The following is a 23676-nucleotide window of genomic DNA, read 5'->3' as shown; positions in this document are numbered from 1 at the left end:
CAAATCCAAAGAGACATATTTTGTCAATGGAATAAAACGAAAGAAAAATCAAAAAATGCCCAGAGGACTGAAACTCTAACCTAACAATGACAAACGATATATTTTAAATAATGAGTATTCATTTTGATTCCAATTTCTAAAGATTTCCTTTATGTATCAATTTTACACACTAACTTTGGTTTTTATATTTTTCATTCTCGCTATTTTGCATTTTCTTTGGTCCCTCAATATTCTTTGGGGATTTGAATCCGCACTCCCACGAAAAAAAGATGGGAGTTTTCTATTTTATCCTAAAAGGATCGAGAGTTTTTTAGTTGGACTGGCTCTCAGTTTTCTTTCTGGTTTCTACTTTTCGTTCACAGGTTTTGTACCTTTGTTATTTGATTCCAAAGTTTATCAAATTGGATGTTGGTTTACCATCGTGATTTTTGGGATTCGTGCCATAGGAGATTTTAACTATGTTGGTTTCACTAAACGGATTAAAAACAAGGAATTTGCTTATTGGGATACAATCCTTTATTCTCCTCTCTGCCTTTTCATCTCTCTGTTGGCATATTTAGTAGAAAGAGGAATATAACCGGCGCATTAGACAAAGGTTTTTGCAAAACAAAGTTAGTTAGCTCAAATTTTGATAGATAGTGGAGAGGAGTTCTGAAAGTATGATAGGCTTTTTTACATAACCATTCATTCCATTTTCCAAATATTCCTTCAGTTGAGAATCCATACTATTTGCTGTGATTGCAATAATTGGAATATCACGATACGAATCATTGCGCTTTCGAATGAGTTTTGTCGCTTCCAGTCCATCTAACACAGGCATCTGAATGTCCATCAGGATTATATCAAATCGATCTTCCAGATGAATTAATGATTTATCTAATAACTGAATCACTTCAAGGCCGTTGGAGGCAACGCTTACCTTAATTTTTTCTTTTTGAAATATCTTTAAAATAAATTTTTGGTTCAATAAATTGTCTTCTGCAATTAAGATATGAAAATTTTTATTATTACCAATTAACTTTGAATTCATGTTACCTAAAGGAACTTCCCTTTGGTCTGTTTCCTGAAATGGAAGGGTAAATTGAAACGTAGAACCTTCATTTAGGATACTTTGAACTTTTATTTCACCACCCATTAAGCCGATAAGTTGTTTTGAAATATAGAGACCGAGGCCAGAACCTTCGAATTTTTTTGTGCGCGAGTCTTCCAGCTGAACAAATCGATTAAATAATTTAGAAATGTTTTCTTCTGAAATTCCAATGCCAGTGTCCTTAACTGTAAAAACAATATAGTTTCGATCGTCACTTAAATTCACATCAAAATACACCGATCCAACATTTGTAAATTTTAGTGCATTTGCGATTAGATTAATCAATATTTGGCGAAGGCGGTTTTCATCTACTAAAACATATAGGTTTGTATCCAAACCTGTTATATTCACATGAAGCTCTAAATTCTTTTTCTTTAAATCAGCCAAAAAGAGCTGAGTTACATCTTTACATAATTTATTTAAATTAGTTGGCTTTGGAACAATTTCTAATTTTTTATTTTCTAATTTAGAAACATCCAATATGTCATTGATGATTGTCAAAAGAGATAACACGGATTTTTCCGCATTTTCAATGTAATCCTTTTGTTCAGCATCAATATTGGTTTGTTCTAACAAGGTTAACATACCAAGAACTCCATTCATAGGTGTGCGGATTTCGTGACTCATATTAGCCAAAAATTCCGACTTAACTCGATTGGCTTTTTCAAGTTCAAAAGTTCTTTTTTCTACTATATCCTGAATACTCTTCTCTTTACCCATTATGATAAGAAGTAATATACCGAGTAGTCCTGTTAAAAGCGAAGAAATGATTAACAAAAAACGGGATGCATTCGTTAGATTCATTTGGAAATATTCTTTAGTCGCAGTTGTTTTTATATTTAATATATGCGAGCCAATCGTCATTTGACGTTCATAATAAAAATCAGAAAAAATCTTTTCCTCCGCATGGGAACATTCCTTTGAAAATATACCTATGTTAGATGAAGTATTCACTTCCTCAATTTTTATACATAAATGATTTTGATCATTTCCGATAAGTGCTTTTTCAATAATCGCCGCAATTCGAATCACAGCTGTGGCAAATCCAAATTCTCCGTTCCATCTCGTGACAGGATATAAAACCAAAAAACCCAAATTGTTATCCAAACTTTGTACAAGGCTAATTTTACCGGTCATATCGATTCCTTGTCTTTCTGTTGCACGGAAAAGTGCTTCCATCCTCGTTGAATCTGAAAGTAAATTGAATCCGATTGCTTGTTTATTTTCAATATATGGGTAAATATATTTAATATAAACATACTCTTCATATTTAGGTGAAGGTTGTAATTTTTTATCCTTCTGCACAGAGATACCAATCGAACCGGGGTAATCTGTTCGTAACTTGGCTTCCGCTACGGAACGTAATGAATGGCGAATCAAAGGATTCCAAGATAATGCAGTTACACAATCCGAATCTTCCATAATCCCTTTTGAAAACGCATCAAAGTATCTACGATTTAATTTTTCAGTTAACGATATAAACGAACCAAGTCCTTTTACAACTCTTAAGTTTTCCAGTATTCGATTCTCGATTCCAGTGGAGGTAATTTGCCCATCTGATTTGATTCTATATTGAATAAATTCTTTTTCCCAATTTCTAGTTAAGAAAAAAATAGATAACGTAAAAACAAAAGTACTCATTGTTGCAGAAGCAAAAATTATTAATCTTAAAAGTTTTTCCTCACCCCGATACCATTTCCAGATTAATATAAGCAGTGGAGTAAAAATGATAATTCCGATAGAATCACCCATCCACCAAGTAATCCATGTTTGAAAAAGAAATTCGAAGTAGATAATGTTAAAATAAAACAAAGACAAACTTCCGATGACAGAAGAGAAAATTGCAGTAATTGGACCTGCTAAAATAAAAAAGATTAAGATCTCGTTTGCTTGGAAAATATTCAAATTAGGGCTTGAATACTTTTTTAAAAGATAGGATCCCAATATCGCAGAGGTCGAATTCCCAAGAGAGATTGTGATATTTTGTGGATTGGAAAATAAAAACTGAATCCATGTTTCTGAAGTGGGGAGATAGGTTGTGTTGGTAAAGTAAGCACCAAAAAACAGTGCCGGCCAAACACGATTGCCAAAGATTAAAACAAATCCCAAAGCAATGCCCGCTGGGGGCCAGACGGGAGTACTATATCCATCGATGGAGGAAAGGTTAAGACTCAGTTTGCCTACAATGAGATAAAGAAAGAATACAAAAATCTGGAGGGCAAATTCTCGCACGAAATTTTTGATCAATGCATTCCAGGCAGACATACAATCTTAAAGACGAGAAAAAACATTAGAAAAAGTTATAAAACCAAATCTACTTCGATAAGAAACGGATTTATTTTTCAATATAAAGTTGGATCGCCTCGGCGATTCCGACCCCCAAACTGCCGTCCATAGGGATTTTCAGTTGGTTTCCACATACTTTTTAAAGTTATCCAATATGGCTTGCCACCCTCCCCTTTGCATCTCCACCGGATTTTCTTTCTCCGCATCAAAACTTACAGTCACCTGTGTTTTGTTACCCGAAGGTTCTAAGTCAACAGAGGCTTTCCTGCCATCTTCCATTGTATAGGTAAATGACTTTTGATCTATAATGCTGTCATAGATTGCTTCAAACTCAAAACCAAAACTTCCATCCTTGGCTTCCATTCTTGCACTGTATTTACCTCCGACTCGCAAATCATTTTTGGCCCAGGGACATTGCCAATCGTCAGAGGCAAAGTTCCAATGGATGATGTGTATAGGATTGGTATAGTAGTCCCATACTTTTTTAGTGTCAGCGCTGATCGTGGATTGAATAATGATTTGATTGGAGTCCATGTCGGGAAAATTTAACTACTTCCCATTTCAGTTGCAATTCATTTTCTGTATCACCTAGATGCTAATTTAAGTTCTCTGCAATCCCTTTTACGATATCCAAACATTGGTTCCAACTCTCAATAGAATGGTCCCGTCTGTCCTCTGCGGTAAATCCAGTTTGGGTTAAGTGGATGGTTACAAGTCCGTCTGCAAATGTTAGCTTGTTTTCAATGATGGAATAGTTTTCCGGTCTGTCAGGCAAAGCAAAAAAAGCACTAAAATAGGAATACGTAAATGTATGGGGTGGTTGGAAGGAAAGTATCGTTCCTTTTTCATTGTATGGTGTTCCTTCCCAAACTCCTTGAAAAACCAGGGAAGATCCCTCCTTCCATTCAGAAATGGCATCGGATCCGTATAAATACTCTTTGATATATTTGGGTGTTGTAAGAATTTCCCAAACACGTTCTGGATTAGATCGAATGGTTTTTGTAAGATTTAAACTTAGATTATGATTCATTTGATTTGTCGTATTCATTGGTAACCTCTGGATTTAAGTTACCAGAGATTCAAAGTTTTGGATTGTAAAAACACGACAAAACTATAAATAAGTGGTATGGCGAAAGAAAAAGGAATACCAACAAGAGGAGTTTTACGCCAAACCAAAGCCAATTTGACGACAGAACACAACCGTTTTTTTGCCAATACAAAACTAGATTATTTTATTGAACACTATTGGACTGTTAGTTGGGATTTGACAGGTAAAGAACCTTATCTTGCAGAAACTCTTCCTTATCCAAGCGTACACATTGTCTTTGAAAAAGGAAATTCCAAAATTTTTGGAGTCACCAAGGGTAGGTTTTCTACTCTTTTGGAAGGTAAAGGTTCTGTGTTTGGAATCAAATTCCGGCCTGGGGGTTTTTATCCCTTCTTTCAAAAAAATATATCTATCCTCACAGACAAAACGATTCCTATTTCCGAATTTACAAAAGAAAATATTCTTTCGCTCGAAAAAACAATCTTTCAGAAAGAAGATGAAGAGAGTAGAATCAATATCATTGAAACTTGGTTAGAAAAAATCCTTCCAGAACGTGATCCTAAAATTCCTTTAATCAATACCATGATCGATAAAATGAAAGAAGATAGAACTATCCAATCAGTGGATCAAATTTCAAAACTATTTTCTATCAACCTTCGTAGTTTACAAAGACTGTTTCGAGAGTATGTAGGAGTCAGTCCCAAATGGGTGATCCAACGATTTCGAATTCAAGAAGTAGCAGAACGAATGGAGAAGGAAAAAACAATTCCTTATGCAGAGATGGCCCTCGAACTGGGATATTATGACCAGGCACATTTTATAAAGGATTTTAAAAATACAATTGGACTAAGCCCCGAGGAATATTTAAAAACGATATTTGAATCAAAATAAAAACCATCAGAAGGAAAGAACTAAACGTTTTAAAATACGTGGCTAAAATTCACAAAAAGTTGTTCGTCTTCTCTAGATTTTGCATAATCGATCATGATGATGGTTGCTTGGTTCCAGGCAATACGTAAACCAATACCTCGAGAATACGCATAACCTTTCCAACCTAATTTATGTTCGTCGTCCCATACACGACCGTAATCGAAAAAAGGAACTAAGTTGAAGGCAAAAAACTCAGACCCAAATTTAGCTTCTGCAAATTTCCAACGAACTTCTGTGTTCCCCCAACCCATAGCACGACCCACAAATCGATCCTGTTTGAAACCTCGAATGGTTCGAAGGCCTCCTAGTCCCCCAACAAGACCTTCTGTTCCCCACATATTTCTATATTCATAAAATGGTGCTTCCCCATCTGTCACACCCAAGCCAAATCGATTGGCGATGACTAACTTATCGAATACCTTTGGGAACGGACTCCAAAATAGTTTTGTTTGAGCAAAGTATTTTTGATAATCGTAATCTGACCCAATGGACTTTGTATGTTTTTCATAAGTTGCTTCCGCAAAAATTCCTGAGTTTGGATCGGGTTCAAAATCTCTTGTGTCGTAGACGAGACCAACACGAAGAGCATTCACATAACCACCATTATACCCTATTATCTTTTTACTTTCATAATCTTCTGTAAGTCTTGTTTTAGCATTTGGAACATCTGCCGTGTGTTCACCACCGAGGATAGGATCTACACCGCGGGCCAACTTACCATCATAGGTTCTGACAATATTATTAGAAAATTTCAAACCCGCCACAAGCCTGACTGTTCCACCGACAAAGGAACGTTCTGTACTTGTGGTTGCCATTGGAGTTTCTATCACATAACGGTTGTACATTTTATCAGTGACAACATAACCTGGAGTTTGTGGAAATCCTGAATAGGATTTTCCTCCAAAACTTATGGGATCGGAACTAGTTCCTGGCCGGTAATACGCCAGGTTATTTTCCTGATCCATATAACTTGCGTTTACAATATGCCTTCCATCTTGTTGGTTTCTATCCAAATAAGATAAAGGTTTCATACTTTCTTCACCAATACCAAAGTAGAGTGTAGTAGGAGTGATGGTCAAAAATAAGTCAGCTCGTAGTCTCCATTGTGTGTCTGCAATGAAAGGCATGTCCAAACTTACTTGGTGGTATTGGGCATTTTTGTTTGTATTGAAGTATTGAGCAAACACACGCATGCGATACGGTGTATAATAAAAAAGCGGGTCTGTTTTTTTTCCGTTCTCGTAGATATAAGCACGAGCCCCATACCCAATACCTTCGTTGGGATCAGAGTTGATCAGCGGCAAACCTGTCGGATACCAACTTTCTTTTTTATCCTCTATGTCCTTTTTGCAAAGTTGTTTGCTCTCATCCATAGGAAAGGGAAGATTTTTCGGCGGAGGATCTTTTTCACAACCAGCACTGGGAACGTATTCCTGTGCAGAGAGAGAAGTCGGAACGGCAATGATCAACCAAACGACAAAGGAAAAAAGAACAAGGTTAAGATTTCGGTTCATAGGCGTGTGAGCGTACACAACCCATGGACAATACGTACGTAAAAGAATCGGTCAACCAGGAAATGAGTTTCCACTCACTTTTTCTAACGATAGAGTCTTACGACATAGTTTGGTTTCCAGAGCGAGGAATTTAGCAAATGGATCGTTAATTCGTCATCCCTTTCGCCATCGAATCCAACTGAACAATGATCCCTCCCGTGGATTTACTACTTTCTGAAATTTGTTTGGAAATTTCGACTATGTTGGTTGCATATTCCGAAATGTTTGCGGTGATTTTTGTTGACTCTTCCGTTGCGATCTTTTGGAAATTCGTAGAGTTTTCGATGGTTTTACTGGTTTCGTAAATCCTGGTGTTTAGGTTGTCGATGGTCTCAATCGCTTTGTCAATTTCCACAATTTTGGAACCAACACCTGTGATTTCATTTTTGATGATTCCAATTGCGGTGTCCAATTTTCCCATAAGATCAGAGGACTTGTTGATAAGTTCACTACTCTCACCAATGAGAGAAAGATTCTCTTGAATGATCTTTGAAATTTCTTTTGAGTTCCTTGTGGTTGCATCTGCTAACTTTGAAATCTCTTCAGCAACCACAGCAAATCCCCGGCCATGTTCCCCTGCTCTTGCCGCTTCAATGGCAGCATTTAAAGATAACAAGTTTACTTTGTCAGCTATGTCATTGATGACAGAGACAAAATCTGAAATTTCTGTACTTTTTTCTTGGAGGATATTGAACTTATTGATTGAGAGATGGATGTGTTCTGATGTATCATTTGAATAACCCATAACCACATCTAAATTTTTATAAATTCTTCCTGTACCTGTTTGGACAGTTTCGTTGATTGTTTTTAGATCATTTACAGATTGAATCGATACTTCTGATTCGTTATACAAGGATTTGGCGATTTTATTATTTGAGTCTGCTTTTGAAGATAACTCTCTTAAGGAAGTAGATATTTCCGAAAGAGAGGATGCTTGGTGTTCAGAAATTTGTTTTAATTCATCCGAAATGGTATCTTGATTTTTGATCTGCTGTTTCATGACATCAATTGTATGAAGAATGGTTTTAGCCACATTCAATATATTGTCTAAAGCCTTCTTTGCTTCTTTTTGTTTTTCTACAGCTAAGTTAAGAAGAGTTCTTGTAGCAGTTGCCCCAACTGTCGCACCAATCCCTACCCAAACAAAAATCAAAAACCTTACGATGATATTACTTTTCGGACCACCAGGTATGAGTTCTGGTCGTAACAAAAACAAAACAATTTCAGAAACTATAATCAGAATAAAATTGTATATGGATGCATTTCGATTGAAGCACAACACACTTAGGACAAACGAAATATAAAACGTTGCCGAAAGTTCTGTGGCTCCGTAAATTACGTATTGAAACACAAGTAAACATAAAGTTACGCCGGTGATGGAAATATAACTAGACGACCAATGGGTTTTTAATTTTGTAGAAAGTAAAAAACCAACAATCAGTATCGAAGTAGCTAAAAGAAATTCGATTAGAATACTTTGATAAGTGAGGTAATCCGAACCTTTTCCAGCCACTTTGATCGAAAGTGTTGCCACGTTCGCAAGAGCAAGAATCGAAAGAAACGACAAGAACATACGTTTGTTGTTTCGTAACATAACTTCCGTGAATAGATCATCGGAAATTGTCATCACCTTATTGGGGGCAAAAAATTTAGCGAACAAACAGAACCTTCTTTATGACGTAGTTTGATTTAAGTACCATACTTTAGGAATGGGGCCACTTGGCAAGAAACGTCCCCAGACCCACCGAAAGCATGAATAAAATTTGAACTTAGTTCACATAAATGAGACGAACCAGATGGCCAAGAATTACAAATTTTTTCTTCGATATCTACAGAATCCGATTAGAACCCTTCGAAAGAATCGAGGTGCCCCATCCGTCCCCCTCAAACGAGGGTCGGTTTATTAATTGTGAATCATTTTAGAGATCTAAATTTACATTTAAAAAAAAAAGCAAATTGATGTAATAATTCATCTTTCACAAGACATTGATAAGGTTGGTTTACCCAATAGAAAAACATATAATTTAAAATACTGGTTTTTCACTACAAGGTCACTAATTCTCTGTTAGTATTTACAATAAATCTTTCAACTCGATTGACATATAACTGTAGAACAAATATGTTTGGTAAAAATTAATCAGGAGGATCATGTGAAAAAGAGCATTTTTTTTGCAATCTCACTCACAATCATACTATTTACGCAAAACTGTACAGGTGGCTCACTCCACGCATTGTACTTTCCAAGTGTAAACACAAACCCTACTAGGGAATACGCAACCATTGGTTCATATTATAAAGGTGGTTTGTTATTCCACAAATCAAATGTACCTGGCCCTATCGGAATCAATGCAGATGCATCGTCTGAAGGTCGCGGTTGTAACCACGCCATTTTGTATTTGATTTCTTTTGGAGATTCTTCTATTGAATCCGCTAAAAAATCTGCAAACATTACGAAAGTTGCCTTTGTAGATTATGAGCAGCTTGGTATCCTTGCTGGTTTTGTATACCATAGAGTATGTACAATTGTTAAAGGATCATAATCGGAGTAACCCAATGAAAATGAAATTAGTATTTATTTCTCTTCTATCTGTATTTTTATTCGCAAATTGTGCTGTTGGCCCGACACACGGGTTTGTTTATTCCTCTACAAAATTTGCTGGAACTTTTAATCCAGAAAACAATGTGAAGGCGACTAAAGAAGCAAAAGGATGCCAATTCACTTTGTTATATCTTATTAACGTGGGTGATGCGGGTGCAGGTTCTGTTGCTAACAAAAACGGAATCAGCAAAATTGCAACCATCGACCATTCGTCACTTTCCATTTTGACCGGTTTATTCCGTAACTACTGTACACTTGTATCTGGAGAATAATCATGAAATACATTTTACTTTCAATTATTAGTTTGGCATTTTTTACAAACTGTTTGACTGCTCCAATTCCTGGTGTTCTTGTCACATCGACCGACCAGCACGTTACTGCAGATGTTACAGGAAATGCTTTAACATCTGCTAAGGTAGAGAAGTCTGGAAAGTCCTGCAGTTTTTCGTTTTTCCCTGCTAACTATCTCTTTTATGGAGCTGGACATTCAATTGCAGATGCAGCAAAAAACGGTGGCATCAAAAAAATTGCATTGGTTGATAGAGATTCCTTGTATATTCTTTTCGGACTCTTTTACAAAGAATGTGTGGTAGTTTGGGGAGAGTAATCTCCTTCTGATTACAAAAACTAACTTTGGCTTCGGCTAGTAAGTTAAAGACCTAACAGAGAACCTCATTCCTGTTAGGTCTTTTTTATTTCTAATTATTTTTTATTTTGGCATTTTCAATTTACAATCCCTTCCTAACCTTCTTTCTTTAACCCAAACTGATACCAATCCACTTTGCGAGTGAAATGCATCACGGCTGCAAGAACGGAAAAGAGGGCCAAAGATCCCAGAAGTAACGCTTGTTCTTCGGATGCCAAAATTACATAAAGAAAAGAATACAGACCCAAATAATACAAAGCAGTGATGAGTCCTTTTCTTTTGTTCTTCAAGACACTGATCGCATAGTATCCAATAAGTCCTGTTACTGCCGAACTCGACAAAATGTATGCCGGCAAAAATCCAAAGTGTTCTGAAAACGATAGGTTCAGAATATAAAACAATACCATGGCCGATCCGATTAAGATGTATTGGATCGGGTGTAACAAAACTCCACCAAACACTTCCATCAAAAAAAACAAAGCAAAACTAGTCACAATAAAGAGGAGTCCATACTTTACAGACCTTTCCATCTTCAAATAATGATCCACAGGAATCACCAAACTCACTCCATACCCAGAATTCAAAATGGAATTTAAAATCGAATCATCCATAGAATGAATTACTTGGGGATAGGATCTCGCAAAGTAAGATGACTCCCAAACGGCAGAAAATCCATTCTCATGAATCGAACGATCTTTTGGTAAAAGGTTTCCGTTAAAGGAAGGATCTTTCCAATCAGAACTCATCATCAGTTTAGATTTTTTTCCAACGGGAATCACTGAAAATGTTTCGGATCCTTTGACATCCATTTGGATTTCAAAGGAAATCGAGTTGCCGGCTTCTGTGATAAAAACGGGGGCATTCAGCCCTGATGGTAAATAGGAAGACCTAGTTCCTGGTAAAAACTTTTTATCCTTCCCGGACCAAGAAAGTTTCATTTCTCCTCCAAGTCCCTTCAGATCAGAAACAGAAACAATTAACCTCGCATCATCCCAGTAGATATAAGTTGTATCAATAGGAAAATCAGAGGATTGTATTGGTGAAAATTTTCCAGTCATCTTCACCTTACTTGTGTATAATGGAATTTCATAAATACTTCTTTTTCGGAGTTCTGTTTTCATATCCACGACAGAATCCAAATCCTCAGGTAAAAAATAGGCATAATCGGTAATATAGTCCCATTTGTCCTTTTCCTTTGTGGAACCCGATTTTGGAATTCTTACATTATAAGGAACCATCAAAATAGGACCAACTAACTTTTGTTCTGTCCCCCATTTTTCGCCCACTTCGATTACGACTTCGTTTCTTGCGGCACTTCTTTCCTCGATTAAAGAACCAATCATCACCAAAGGGATGATAAATAATAAAACCATTCCACCAAGGATAGCGAGGCGAAGGTTGACAGATGTTTGTAGTTTACTCATAAAAATCTCCTATCTAAAGGATAGATCTTTATCGTGAGTTTTTTATGTTCTGAATGTGAGGATTCTGTGAGGGTTTAAATTTTTGGAAATTGGATAGATACGGTGACTCCGCGGGGTTCCCTGTTCTTTATCTCCAACTTACCACCATGAAGGTCAACAATTTGGTTTACAATGCTAAGTCCCAAACCAGAACTTTTGCGGTTGTTCGTTGGTCTTGGTAAAGAATAGAATTTTTCTGTGACCCTGGTCAGTGCATAATCAGGAATCTTATGACCTTCGTCCATCACAGATAATTTTATAGAATTGTCTGGTTCTTTATGAATTTCTATGTTTATGGTATTGTTTTCGCTCGCGAAATCGATCGAGTTTCTGATCAGATTTTTTATGGCTAAATACAAATAATTTCGGTTTCCTTTTACTTCCCAAGTTGTATCTGCACAACGAATCACCACAAAAATGGATTTCCATTGTAATTCGGATTGGAAATTCGAAAGCACTTCCTCGACTAACACATAAATCAAAACTTTATCATCTAAAGAGATCGATTTTTTTCCCTCCAATGAAGATAACTCTAACAGTTGTTCAATGATGTTCTGAATTCGTTTTGCTTCTTCCTGTATATTTTTGGTGAGTCGTTCCGATTCGTTGGGATGGGTTTGTAAAAGTTCAACTGATGCTAAAATCGAAGAGAGTGGACTTTTGATTTCATGAGTCAAAGTTTGCACATAAGATTCTATATACTTTTTCCCTTCAATTTCTTCGACAAGTAAATCCACTTCCTTACCTAGTTCGTTCAACTCACGAATTCCAATTTTGGGAAACACAACCTTTTCTTTTTTTCGAAGAGAACTCACATACTGTGAAAGTCTTAAAATGGGTCGAAAGATCAAATAAGCAAGCACACTAAACAAAATGGCAATCGCAGAAGCAACAAGGAGAGAAATTCTCCAAAACTTTCTTTTTGCCTCATCAATAAAGGGAATCACACCCGTTTTCGGTTTAATGACAGTGAGAACACCAATGATTTGATTTTTGTATTGGATGGGAGAGGCAACAAACAAAGCACCTTCCCCTTCAGTATCAAGAAGTTTACTTGATCTTGCTCCATACTTTCCCTGAAGAGTCAAATACACATCGTTAAACTTAGAATAGTCGAGTCCTTCTCTGTAGCCTTCGGAATCAAATATCACAATTCCTTTTTCATTGGTGATATAAACTTGAATGTCTGTATTGGTTTTCAAAAGAGAATAGATCTTTGCTTTAAAAGAACGTTTGTTTGTATTTTCAAAAACAGGTGAAAATAGGGAATGAAGGGTCTCTTGGAACTTTAAGTAGGTACGAGGATCTTGTTCTAATTTTTCTTCCACTATCGCAGACAAAATATGAGCTGTATCGTTTAACGACTCCTCTACAGTTTCCATATAACGAGGCCGTATAGAATCTTCGGTTTTATCGATTAAATAATAAAAGCCAATACTTAAGATAAAAAAAAACTAATGATGATTCGAATCCAAAGGTTCATATTTTTTCCTTCAATCCATAACCTTGTCCCCTTCTTGTTTCAATCGGGTCGAAGTCATTTTCAATTTCTTTGAACCTGGCACGGATGTTTTTGATAACTGTATCCACAGCGCGGTCGAAACTATCTTCTGGTTCCGTCCACACATTGTCCATAATTTCTTCTCTAGTAAATATACGACCGGGCCATTTAAAAAACAATTCCATCGTTTTGTATTCGTAAGGGGAAAGGTTCAAAGTTTTTCCATTCAAATAAACCAATTTTTTATCCAATGAAATTCTAAATTTGTGATCTTCCATTGGTTGGGGTTGTGTTGTTCTTCTTAAAATGGCTCGTATCCTTGCCAAAAGTTCTCTGGGGCTAAATGGTTTTACAATATAATCGTCTGCCCCAATCTCCAATCCCAAAACTTTATCAATTTCGGTATTTCGTGCTGTTAAAAAAATAACAGGTGTTTGATATGACTTTCGAATTTCTTTCAAAACTTCAAATCCATTTTGGTCAGGTAGTCCAATATCAAGAATAATGAGAGCGATATCATGGGAAACTTTTTGAATCCCTTCTTTTCCAGTGAAAGCCAAAGATACAGAAAATCCTTCCGACTCCAAAGTGATTTGGATGGTTTCCTGAATCCCTGGTTCATCTTCTATCAGAAGTATTTTGGTCATAAATGAAAAATTATTTTCCTTCTGCCCAGGACTCTTCTCTAGGATCGGCAACTCCGATCAGTTTCCCATTTTTAATATCATTTAACACTGAACAGACGGAGCCAAAATCATTATCCAGATGCCCTTTTTTATAAACTTTGTAACCCTTCGTTTCTAAAGAATCGGAGACCGCTGTATACAAAGTCTCTTCTAATTCTATTCCACCAGGCCTGTAAGTATGTGGAGAAAAACTATCTGGCCAGTTCACCGAACGAAACCTAGGTGCCTCCACTGCTTTTTGTGGATCCATTCCAAACACTATGACATTTAGAAAAAATTGAATCATCGCTTGGCTTTGAACATCGCCACCAGGTGTTCCAAAACTCATCCACAACTTTCCTTGTTTTAAGACCATTCCTGGATTCGGTGTGATCCTTGGTCGTTTTCCTGGAGCAAGTGCAGAAGGATGATTTGGGTCCAAACGAAACTGTGTCATACGGATTCCTAAAGTAAGTCCTGTACCTGGAACCATAGGGGATTGAGGAAAATCACTCGGTGTGAGAGAGACTGCATTCCCGCTTTCATCCACAATACTCAAATAAGTGGTGTCTTTTCCATATTTAATTTCACTGATAGTTTCGTCCTTAGTTTCGTTAGGTTCTGTGTTAGCAGAGTTTGGTTTCTTTGCATCAAACATCCAAGGATTTCCGGAAGGAGGTGTAACCCCAAAGGCATCTTTTTGAATCAGTTTTCTTCTGAGAGTCGCATATTTTTTGGAAAGCAAACCATCAATAGGAACCTCTACAAATTTTGGATCTCCAAAATACTTTTCTCTATCCGCAATGACAAGCTCAATCGCTTGTGAAACTGTATGGATATATTCCGGTGAGTTATGACCCATCGATTTAAGATCAATACCATCTAACAGTTGCAAAACCATGGGAACGACCGGTCCTTGTGTCCAAGTTTGGTTTGATAAAATTTGATAATCTCTAAACTCACCGGAAACTGGTTTTTCCCAACCACCAACATAGTTTGCCAAATCTTCTTTCGTAATCAGACCATTTTTATCCGTATGTAGTTTTACAATGGCGTCAGAAATAGGTCCTTTATAAAAATAGTCTCTTACAGACTCTAACGCTTGTTTTCTGGTTTTTCCCCTTTTTAAGGTTTGAACTTCTTCATTGGCCATAGACTTCCATGTCTTCGCAAGATCCAACCGTTTGGTAAGTTCTCCTTCTCTAATTCCATACCACCATTTTTTTTCAAGGTATACTTCTGAGTTGTATGGCATAATCAATGTAAAACCTAAACGTTTATATAAAGGTAAATCTAAGTTTTTTACTAGGATTCGATTTGCCGGAAATCCTTCTTCTGCTACGCTAATGGCCGGTTGCACTAGTTCCGAAAAAGATTTTGTTCCATGATCTTGTAACAATCGTATAATGACATCGGGAGAAGCTGGTAACAACTGAGTCAAAATAGAATTTTTTGGCATCACATCATAACCTTTCTCTTTAAACCAATCGATGTTTGCTTTTTGGGGTGCGGTCCCTGCTCCTATGTAACTTTTGACTTGTCCTGATTTTTTATCATAAACTAATGTTGGTGCAACGGAAGGAAAACTAGCAGCTTCTCCATTGGTTACATTTAACACAAGGAGGGCTGCAACTGCCGCATCAACAGCATTCCCACCACTTTCTAAAACTTTGATCGCAGCCTTAGTCGCCAATGGATTCCCAGTGGACACCATAAACTTTTTTCCAACGGCAGCATCACGTAAACTTCCTTGCGGATCCTCATAGGAAGGAACAAGTGGCCGACGACTTCCCAAACATTGGAATAAAAAAATCGAAACTGCCAGAGAGAAAAAAATCTTTAGTAAATTTGCCATGAAATCCTCAAATTACAATTTGATAAAAACAATGGCAAATTTTGATTCTATGTCGAACCAATTTTTACAATTTAAATCGTTCTGTGATCCCTCTCAAAATCTCTGCTGTCGACGCTAAATTTTGCGCAGAGGAGGACATTTCTTCCGAACCAGAAGCAGTACTTAACGTATGTTCGTTGATTTGGATGATAACTTCCGAAATTTCTCTTACTGCTCTCTTCTGTTCATTGGTAGAAAGTTTGATTGTCTCTGCATCAAAACCCATTTGTTCAGCACCTTCATCTACTTCTCGTTTGATGGACTCTTGGGCAGAAGTGACTGAGTATAATTTGTTCATCGCTGCATTTACTGTTTCCACATTTTGGATGATGTTGTGTAACATTTCGGCGGAAGAACGAATGGCATTGGCACCGGAATCCAATTCCCGATTGTTTTTAGTAATCATACTTCCAATCGATTTAATAGAGGAGGCAGTTTTTTCTGAAAGTTTGGAAATCTCATCAGCAACAACAGCAAACCCTCTTCCTGCTTCACCAGCTCTAGCTGCTTCTATCGCAGCATTCAAAGCCAAAAGCTGTGTTTGGTCTGAGATTTCATTGATGATTTGAATGATGGCAGTCATCTCTCCCGAGGAATGGAGGATATTCTCAATCATTTGGCTCATACCTTGGATGGACTCTTCTCCCTTTTTTGCTTGGTTAGAAATAGATTCCGCTAACTTCAATGTGCTTTCAATTTCAGATCCAATTTTGCGGATACTTTCCGATAGTTCTCTAATTTTAGAATGGAAATTGGTAAAGTTTCCAAATTGCCTATCTGTAGATGCAGCAATATGATCCATTCCTGCGGACATTTCTTCAATCGTGGCAGACATCTCTTCAGAAGAAGCCGCAGTGGACTGCGCTCCTGTAGCAAAAGTATTAGATGAGGAAGTTAATTCTTCCGATGAAGCTGCAAGTTCAATGGTAATCCTTTGGATCTCTTCAAAGGACTTTCTTAAACTAGCAATAAATACATTGAGTCCTTGTCCCATACGTCCAATCTCATCATCATAAACAACTTTGATGGTCGAAGTTAAATTCCCATCTGACATCTCTGTAAAAATATGACTCACTTCTTCCAGCGGATTCAATCGTTTGCTAAGTAAAATAAAAAACAACCAGATGGAAATGCAGGCTATGACTACGGAAGAAATTCCAATCATCACAAGTAATTCAAACAATGCTTCTTTGATTTCTTCTTTTGGTTGGATGGCGAGGATCACCATTCCCCAATCTTTTAAATGATGACTCACAGCAAGGTGTTCTCTTTCTAAATATTCAAACTCAAGTACATCTCCTGTTTTCAAAGACAACATACGTGCACCTGATTCATCTTTAGATAAATCGTATTTTAAAATTTGAGCTTTTTCTTTTAAGGCAATGAGGAGTCCCGCTTTTGTAGAAACAACAACATAACCGTCGCGACCAATTTTGATTTTATTGATCACCTTATCGGTTAAGTTCATGAGTGAAAGTGCAATGCCCGCATTTCCGATTAATTTTCCGTTGTCATACACCGGATAGGTAATAGTAACCACTGGATTGTTTGTGAGAGGATTTAGAATGGGTTTTCCGACAAAGTATCTTTTTTCTTTACCAGCCTTCAGTTCTTCTGGATCCATATCTTCTGGTTTCATTTTCCAACCGATGGCTTGGCCCGTAGCATCCGCTACGACTCGGGGATCATTATCGTAAGTATGTGTGTAGATATTTTCGTAAACTCCATACCGATCATTCATCTCTTTAAAGTAGGCCTGCGCAATGGGTTTCCCAGTTTTTAATGATGTGATCGTTCTTTGGTCATTGGCTACAGTTTTAATGACATTGACATGGTTTACAAAAAAATCATCGACCTCTTGACCAACAACTTCTACAATTCCTTGCATTTGTCCAATATAAGCTTCTTTTATTTTTTTTTGCCCAAAGTAGTAAGCGACTGCACCTACAGAACAGCTGATGATGAAAAGAATCGAAGCACCACTCAGTAACAAAATGAATTTAATAGAATTACGCTGCATAAATATTTCCCAATTTTTTTCTATTGAACGTGGTTCTGAATATCAGAATATTCTTAAAGAACCCACCACGAGGTCCATTGGTTCAGAATTTGAAATCGCTGTTTTTTTGCAACATACCTAGAATCATTCTAACTAAAAAATCTTTTTTTATGAAATAGGGATTACTACTCATGTCCAAACAATATGAATAATGAAATCTATACAAAATGGGAAGAGCAGTCATCTCTAATCACTACCAGAATCTCAGGATCTGTGACAGAAACAGAAGTATCCAAATGGAAACAAAGTTTGGAAAAAGCATTCGCTGAGATTCCTGCTGGCACTAAATTTAAAATCTTTGTAAACCTTCACGGCCTAAACCCTGCTTCCGTTTCTGCACATAAATCTTACCGGGACATAATCCCTCTACTATTAAGCCAATACAATTGGAGAATCGGATACTTGGATTTATTCGAAGAAGCAAAAGATTTAAAATTAAGTTCGGAAAACGAAATTGAATGTTTGGCTGCTGTCCATTGCCATCACGATAGTTATAAAATCAATAAATACGAAAGTCGATTTGGAAAAGAATCAGAACATTTTTTTGATGATCCCGAAAAGTCCGAATCATGGATACGAAGTTATTCCGTTTCGAAGTAGTAAAATTCTTCTATACGAGGGGTGACTTTTTATATAATAGTTATATAGAAAACTAAAGATGTTAAAAACTCCAACTAAATGTTGGAGTCCTTTACTAAACTTGCCTCTCTTTCCTTTTCTGTATTATTTTTTAAAATACTTCCCAATCTTTTTCACAGGAAAATACAAAATACCTGCAAGGATAAATAAAGGAATCATCCAAATTAGATAGTATGTTAATTCTAAAAATACATTTAGTATTCCAATGAAAGCATTTTTATAGGTTGGGACTTGGATTTTATCCGGTGGGATGGGTGTTGAAAAATTTACGTTTAAGGTGGCACATTTTACCTTATCTTTGATTTTCCAAATTTCATGTTCCGAATTGTCCAAATTATTTTCGCTATCGGTTACAGCTTCTTCGATCGTTTGCCAATTTTTTGAATTGGCAGAAGTTTGGTTGTTTGCATTGGAACGTCGAGCTAAACGAATTTTTTCACGGTTTGATTTGATCTTTTGCCATACCATTCCTTCGGTATGATCTACAGTGGAAATATCCTCACTCTGTAAAACTCCATAAGTATCCAATTCTATTAAGGCTTCATATAATTTTTCGGAATGGATATGAACGCGAAGGCTCATATAAGGAGAGTCTGCATTCACAGCAGAACTACTTTCGATATAACCATATTTGGTAATAAAACCAAGAATATCCTTACGTGTTTTAATCAAATTTTGCGTTTGGTAACTTAATTGGACTTGGTATTCAAGTAATCGTTCGGAACTAGTGGGGATGGGAACAAATACTTGTCCTAATTGGTTTTCGACTGACGGTTGTTCAACGCTCTCTTCGGCTCTCGGAGCACTGGGAGCCACTTTTTTCTCACTCGCAACATCCAAGGAACGCATCTCGGCTTCGACTGGCGCCGTACTTTCCCCGTTAGATTCTTTGCCACAGTTCAGGGTGATTACAAAGAGAATGAAAATGATCCATTTTAAAGTATTTCTCACAAAAGATCCTTAGTTACCTATTTCTATTGTTACTTAACAGCTCTCCTTAGACAGATTCTCAAAGGAAACGAGGTTTAAATCTGCGACGAGAAAAACTGTCTTATAGTTTTTTACTTAAAAAAGATTTCGAAGGAATCAGAAATGGAACTTCTAACTCAACAGTTCCCATTCCCCCACTAATCACTTCCACGGGTTTCTCTTTATAAAATATCTGATCTACAGTAAACGTTAAGGGATCCGGATCTGTGGTTGTGATCACTTCCATCACATCCCCTTTTTGGATTTTATTTTTGACTTCAATGACAATTCGTTTTGTATCGGATTTATACTCTTTTACAAACCCCGCATACTTTTGACTCATCTGTAAACTGGTTCCAAATTCATTGTTTTGGAAATCTCTTTCCTCCTCAGCAACTCTATCTTCCATCCCACGAGTTAAAAAACCAGAAAAGTATTTTCTAGAAGAAACTTTATCGAGTTCTAGTAACCACTTCCTGTCAAAACTTTCTCCTCGTGCAATGTTATCTAAGGTGTGTCTGTAACTGCGAGCCACCATTCCCACATAATAATCGTTTTTAGTGCGACCTTCCACTTTTAAAGAATCCACCCCCGCATCACATAACTCTTGTAAGAATTCAATAGCTCGTAGGTCTTTGGAGTTCATTAAAAATGTTCCCTCCTCGTCTGTAATCAGTTCCATAGGTTCATCATTTTGTTTCGGATTGGTCACAAATACTTTATACAAATCCCGACAGGCGTTATTACAAGAACCTTGGTTGGCATCCCGTTTTTTAAAATAATTACTCATAAAACAACGACCACTATGGGCGATACAAATGGATCCATGAACAAACACTTCAATTTCCATATCAGGAACTTCATTTTTGATTTCTGTTATTTCAGAAATGGAAACTTCACGAGACAAAATGACACGAGTGGCACCAAATTTTTTCCAAAATTTCACTGCCGCATAATTCATTGTATTGGCTTGGACAGAAATATGAATGTCAATTTCAGGATGAGTTTCTTTGGTAATGAGTATCAAACCAGGATCTGCCATAATCAATGCATCTGGCTTTAAAGCCGCCATCATATCTAAATACTTTGGATAAGATGGTAACTTAGAATTTCTGGGAATGTTATTCACTGTGAAATAGATTTTTTTACCGAGTTTCCGGGCAAGAGATACACCCGCTTCCAATGCCTCCATGGTAAAATCGTTTTCTCTGGCTCGCAAAGAAAACCTAGGGACACCACAATAGGCTGCATCCGCACCAAATAGATAAGCAATTTCTAATTTTTCTAAACTTCCCGCAGGAAGTAACAGTTCTGGAATTTTTCTCATCTGGGACATACTCTTTACCCATCCCAAAAGAATCCCTTTTTCTAAAAAGGAAAATATATATAATGGATTTTTAGATTGTTTCTAAAATAAAAAAAGGAAACGACAAAGAATTCTATAGATGCAACTCTTTAGAAATCATGATGTTTTACTTTATACTTTTAATCTTACATATTTTCTCTGCGATGATTTGGGTGGGAGGAATGATTTTTTATGTAATCGTTGTTATGCCTGTCATACGAAATCCAGAATTAAAAGATCAGAAATTAAGGTTACTCCAGTTAACGGCCCTCCAGTTTAGAAATATATCTTACTTTATTTTTTTAGTTTTTCTTCTCTCAGGGATAGGACTTTTGTATAACAAAGGTTATTTTGAATCAAATGGAGCACTTTTTTCAACTAACATAGGTTTTATGTTTTTATCGAAAATAGGATTATTTACCATTTTATTTTTATCTTCTTTATATCACGACTTTGTGACTGGACCCAAAACATTTATCTACTTAACAACCGATCCTGTTCAATATGAACGCTACAGAAAAACTTCTGCTTTTTTTGGTAGGTTCAATTTGTTGGTATCCGTTTCGATTGCGATTTTGGGAATCCTTGTGTCCCGGGGCTTCTCCCTTTTCTGAATTTTTATCCCCTTGACTTCGAAAGGGCTCCACTTCCTCTGGAGTAAATGATTTCGAGTCGCATTTTCATATTTTTATTCATTCTAATTCTAATCTTGGATCCAAGGCTTTCCCCCACTCTGGAGGCCTTTCACGGGATCCTCCAGCCGGCTTTTGGGGCAAGACAAGCAGGAATGGGAGGTGCCTTCCAAGCAGTGGGAGGTTCGGTGATGGATTTGGAATCGAATCCATCCCATCTGGCACGAGTTAAACGCACCAAATGGGAATTAGGTTCTGCAATCCATTTGCCCACTATCGAATATAACGATGAGTACGTTGATTCAGATCCTAGTCGTTCCTATCGCAACTCCACAATGGAACATCCGAAAGCAGTTTTACCCTATATTGGGATCATCAAACCTATATCGGAAAATATCAGTATTGGTTTTGCTTTGTATGCACAAGGTGGTGGGGGCGGACAGTTTAAAAATATCAAACGACATACTCCTGATGGTAGAACACTTAATGAAACCTTTGGGACAAACATCCCCATTATTGGAGAAAGCACAAAAGCAGTAGAAGATTTAAATTTTAAATTTATGACCATGAAATCTACGTTTGGTGCCGGTTTCAAAAAAGGAAACTTTGCCGTAGGTGCGGGTTTTGACTTAGTTTACGGGTTTATGGAATTAAAAAGAACCTACCAAGATGAAACAAGAAGCCTTACCATCCCTGGTGGAATTCGTTATCAAAGTGATTCGGCCTATACTATGGGAGGAAAAGTCGGAGTTTCCTATGATCTAACAGAGAATATACGAATTGCTTATTCCTACACTACCAGAAATTTTTTACCTATGGATGGAACCATGAAGGTAGATGGTTACGCACCTGAAAGATCCTTCGGAACAAGAGTGTCTCGGTATATGATTTGGCCAGACAAACATATCGCAGGAATTTCCTACCGCACTGATAAGTTTATCATCGACTTCGATATCAAATACATTCCTTGGTCTGAAAGTTTCAATTCTAGTAAATTTCGCCTAGAGGATGTTTGGGTAAGGACACCCATTGGAGTGGAGACAAATGCCTTTCAATTCAATTTGAATTGGAAAAACCAAACCATATTTGCCATAGGAGCTGAGTATAAGTGGAATGATCGTTTTATGAGTCGTATGGGATATAGTTATGGAAATAATGTAATTCCTGCTAGTGGAGTGAGCCCCATGTTGGGAGCAAGTATAGAACATCATCTTTCGATGGGAGGAAGTATCTCCTGGAATGATTCCACAATACACATTGCTTGCGAATATGGATTTCCTAAAAAAACTTATGGGGGAAAAACTTCAGACTGGACGTTATCCCATGCCATCTATTCTAGTAAAGAAGTTCATCCATTCCAATTTTCTTATAACAAACAGATGAGTGTATTTAGTATTTATCTTGGAATGGAACAAAATATTTAAAAGGGAAAAAAAATGAATTCAAAATCTATTGGAAAAATTGCTATCGGACTCTGGTTTGTAACTGTCATCACACTTGGGTATTTTTTTTATTTCGGAAGTACAAGCCGTTCTCTTGACAATCGAACTGCCATTCACCTAACACCTGCGGAACGACAATTGGTGTTAACTGAAATGAGGGCCCTACTCACAGCAGTCAACGGCATGCTTGGCGGCCTTGCAGACAAGGACTACGAAAGTGCAGCAAAAGCTGCAGATGCAGTCGGTATGGGCCTTGTTGCCAGTTTAGAACACCAGGAAAAAACAATCCTTTTAAAACTACCGGTGGAATTCAAAAAACTAGGATTTGGTACTCATGAAAAGTTTGATGAAATTGCTGCAAAAATTCGCAAAAAACAAGATATCCATAACTTACTAAAAGAAATGGATGAACTCACACGTAATTGTGTTGTTTGCCATGCTAGTTACAAAATAGAACTCGACTTGGAAAAAAAATAATCTAATAACAAACTGGATTATTTATGCCAAAGATTTCAAGATACTTTATTAAGTCTGGAATGTTGTATTTGTTGTTTGGAATTTTAGTTTATGCTTTCTCTGAATTTCCAGGATCTCGATGGGATATTCATCTAATGCCTGTTTACTGGCACATGATAGCCCTTGGTTGGATCACTCAAATCATTATGGGAGTTTCTCTTTGGATGTATCCTAAGGGAAAAAATCCAGCTCCGAAAAATGGATCCAATCTTTCTTGGATGGCTTATTTTTGTTTAAATTTAGGGCTTATCTTTCGCATTGGTTCAGAACCTTTTTTGTATTTAAATAGAGACCTTTCCCTTGTACCTTTTGCTTTTTCTATCTTTTTGCAATTTGCAGGAATCCTTTGTTTTGTATTGGAAATTTGGCCAAGATTAGAACCGCAAAGTAGAAAATAAA

22 protein-coding genes are annotated in these 23676 nt (G+C 36.9%); 10 read left to right on the top strand and 12 right to left on the bottom strand.

Features of this window, described 5'->3' with window-relative positions; all coding sequences use genetic code 11:
• Positions 1–151: 151 nt before the first annotated feature.
• Positions 152–577: a DUF3995 domain-containing protein gene (locus tag LEP1GSC199_RS03550; RefSeq protein WP_002977208.1), complete on the top strand. Its 426-nt coding sequence runs from the start codon at positions 152–154 to the stop codon at positions 575–577.
• A 39-nt stretch (positions 578–616) separates the two neighbouring features.
• Here the strand turns inward: LEP1GSC199_RS03550 and LEP1GSC199_RS03545 are convergent, their stop codons facing one another.
• The 3 genes from LEP1GSC199_RS03545 to LEP1GSC199_RS03535 form a co-directional block, all read right to left on the bottom strand.
• The gene (locus tag LEP1GSC199_RS03545) at positions 617–3355 is read right to left on the bottom strand and encodes an ATP-binding protein (protein WP_002976838.1); all 2739 of its coding nucleotides are present in this window, start codon (positions 3353–3355) and stop codon (positions 617–619) included.
• Positions 3356–3493: 138 nt separating this feature from the next.
• On the bottom strand, positions 3494–3910 hold the full coding sequence (locus LEP1GSC199_RS03540) for an SRPBCC family protein (protein WP_002976936.1): 417 nt from the start codon (positions 3908–3910) through the stop codon (positions 3494–3496).
• A gap of 61 nt (positions 3911–3971) precedes the next feature.
• Positions 3972–4424 (bottom strand): SRPBCC family protein, encoded by a 453-nt coding sequence (locus tag LEP1GSC199_RS03535; protein ID WP_002977084.1) that lies wholly within the window; start codon positions 4422–4424, stop codon positions 3972–3974.
• Positions 4425–4502: 78 nt separating this feature from the next.
• On the opposite strand from LEP1GSC199_RS03535, the gene LEP1GSC199_RS03530 reads away from it, so the two are divergent.
• The gene (locus LEP1GSC199_RS03530; protein WP_002977292.1) at positions 4503–5315 is read left to right on the top strand and encodes an AraC family transcriptional regulator; all 813 of its coding nucleotides are present in this window, start codon (positions 4503–4505) and stop codon (positions 5313–5315) included.
• Between the two features lie 29 nt (positions 5316–5344).
• Here the strand turns inward: LEP1GSC199_RS03530 and omp85 are convergent, their stop codons facing one another.
• Together omp85 and LEP1GSC199_RS03520 are read right to left on the bottom strand one after the other, a co-directional pair.
• Positions 5345–6868: an Omp85 family outer membrane protein gene (gene omp85, locus LEP1GSC199_RS03525; protein ID WP_002977047.1), complete on the bottom strand. Its 1524-nt coding sequence runs from the start codon at positions 6866–6868 to the stop codon at positions 5345–5347.
• Positions 6869–7013: 145 nt separating this feature from the next.
• Positions 7014–8567 (bottom strand): methyl-accepting chemotaxis protein, encoded by a 1554-nt coding sequence (locus LEP1GSC199_RS03520; RefSeq protein WP_002977255.1) that lies wholly within the window; start codon positions 8565–8567, stop codon positions 7014–7016.
• A gap of 490 nt (positions 8568–9057) precedes the next feature.
• Between LEP1GSC199_RS03520 and lsa14 the strand changes: the two genes are divergently transcribed.
• The 3 genes from lsa14 to LEP1GSC199_RS03505 are packed head-to-tail and all read left to right on the top strand — an operon-like array spanning position 9058 to position 10113.
• Positions 9058–9447, top strand: coding sequence for an adhesin Lsa14 (gene lsa14, locus LEP1GSC199_RS03515; RefSeq protein ID WP_002976819.1), 390 nt, complete (start codon positions 9058–9060; stop codon positions 9445–9447).
• Between the two features lie 13 nt (positions 9448–9460).
• Positions 9461–9778: a TRL-like family protein gene (locus tag LEP1GSC199_RS03510; RefSeq protein ID WP_002976979.1), complete on the top strand. Its 318-nt coding sequence runs from the start codon at positions 9461–9463 to the stop codon at positions 9776–9778.
• A 2-nt stretch (positions 9779–9780) separates the two neighbouring features.
• Complete coding sequence (locus LEP1GSC199_RS03505; protein WP_002976901.1) at positions 9781–10113, top strand: TRL domain-containing protein; 333 nt, start codon at positions 9781–9783, stop codon at positions 10111–10113.
• 134 nt (positions 10114–10247) lie between these two features.
• Here LEP1GSC199_RS03505 and creD read toward each other — a convergent pair whose 3' ends face one another.
• From creD to LEP1GSC199_RS03480, 5 genes are all read right to left on the bottom strand, one after another.
• Complete coding sequence (creD, locus tag LEP1GSC199_RS03500; RefSeq protein ID WP_002977287.1) at positions 10248–11576, bottom strand: cell envelope integrity protein CreD; 1329 nt, start codon at positions 11574–11576, stop codon at positions 10248–10250.
• Positions 11577–11650: 74 nt separating this feature from the next.
• The gene (creC, locus tag LEP1GSC199_RS03495; RefSeq protein ID WP_415857900.1) at positions 11651–13033 is read right to left on the bottom strand and encodes a two-component system sensor histidine kinase CreC; all 1383 of its coding nucleotides are present in this window, start codon (positions 13031–13033) and stop codon (positions 11651–11653) included.
• Positions 13034–13094: 61 nt separating this feature from the next.
• A complete protein-coding gene (locus LEP1GSC199_RS03490) occupies positions 13095–13763 on the bottom strand; it encodes a response regulator (RefSeq protein WP_002977051.1) in 669 nt (222 codons plus the stop codon).
• 10 nt (positions 13764–13773) lie between these two features.
• On the bottom strand, positions 13774–15636 hold the full coding sequence (locus LEP1GSC199_RS03485) for a gamma-glutamyltransferase family protein (RefSeq protein ID WP_002977167.1): 1863 nt from the start codon (positions 15634–15636) through the stop codon (positions 13774–13776).
• A gap of 64 nt (positions 15637–15700) precedes the next feature.
• Positions 15701–17695, bottom strand: a complete 1995-nt coding sequence (locus LEP1GSC199_RS03480) for a methyl-accepting chemotaxis protein (RefSeq protein WP_002977014.1) — start codon at positions 17693–17695, stop codon at positions 15701–15703.
• A gap of 183 nt (positions 17696–17878) precedes the next feature.
• Between LEP1GSC199_RS03480 and LEP1GSC199_RS03475 the strand changes: the two genes are divergently transcribed.
• The gene (locus LEP1GSC199_RS03475) at positions 17879–18334 is read left to right on the top strand and encodes a hypothetical protein (RefSeq protein WP_002977134.1); all 456 of its coding nucleotides are present in this window, start codon (positions 17879–17881) and stop codon (positions 18332–18334) included.
• Positions 18335–18457: 123 nt separating this feature from the next.
• Here LEP1GSC199_RS03475 and LEP1GSC199_RS03470 read toward each other — a convergent pair whose 3' ends face one another.
• Entirely contained in the window at positions 18458–19324 is an 867-nt protein-coding gene (locus LEP1GSC199_RS03470) for a DUF4349 domain-containing protein (RefSeq protein ID WP_002977246.1), read from the bottom strand.
• A gap of 100 nt (positions 19325–19424) precedes the next feature.
• Positions 19425–20678 carry a U32 family peptidase C-terminal domain-containing protein gene (locus LEP1GSC199_RS03465; protein ID WP_002976845.1) on the bottom strand — a complete coding sequence of 418 codons (1254 nt, stop codon included), beginning with the start codon at positions 20676–20678 and terminating at the stop codon, positions 19425–19427.
• A 128-nt stretch (positions 20679–20806) separates the two neighbouring features.
• On the opposite strand from LEP1GSC199_RS03465, the gene LEP1GSC199_RS03460 reads away from it, so the two are divergent.
• From LEP1GSC199_RS03460 to LEP1GSC199_RS03445, 4 genes are read left to right on the top strand one after another with little or no spacing between them, the layout of a single operon-like run.
• Entirely contained in the window at positions 20807–21301 is a 495-nt protein-coding gene (locus tag LEP1GSC199_RS03460; protein WP_039925910.1) for a hypothetical protein, read from the top strand.
• 47 nt (positions 21302–21348) lie between these two features.
• Positions 21349–22743, top strand: coding sequence for an OmpP1/FadL family transporter (locus LEP1GSC199_RS03455; protein WP_002977095.1), 1395 nt, complete (start codon positions 21349–21351; stop codon positions 22741–22743).
• 12 nt (positions 22744–22755) lie between these two features.
• Positions 22756–23238: a hypothetical protein gene (locus LEP1GSC199_RS03450; RefSeq protein WP_002977220.1), complete on the top strand. Its 483-nt coding sequence runs from the start codon at positions 22756–22758 to the stop codon at positions 23236–23238.
• Between the two features lie 23 nt (positions 23239–23261).
• Positions 23262–23675: a hypothetical protein gene (locus LEP1GSC199_RS03445; protein ID WP_002977001.1), complete on the top strand. Its 414-nt coding sequence runs from the start codon at positions 23262–23264 to the stop codon at positions 23673–23675.
• Position 23676: the final 1 nt, after the last annotated feature.

The organism is Leptospira vanthielii serovar Holland str. Waz Holland = ATCC 700522 (genome assembly GCF_000332455.1).
Lineage (GTDB): Bacteria > Spirochaetota > Leptospiria > Leptospirales > Leptospiraceae > Leptospira_A > Leptospira_A vanthielii.
The sequence above is the reverse complement of the archived record's forward strand: the minus strand, read 5'-3'. Positions and strand labels throughout refer to the sequence as shown.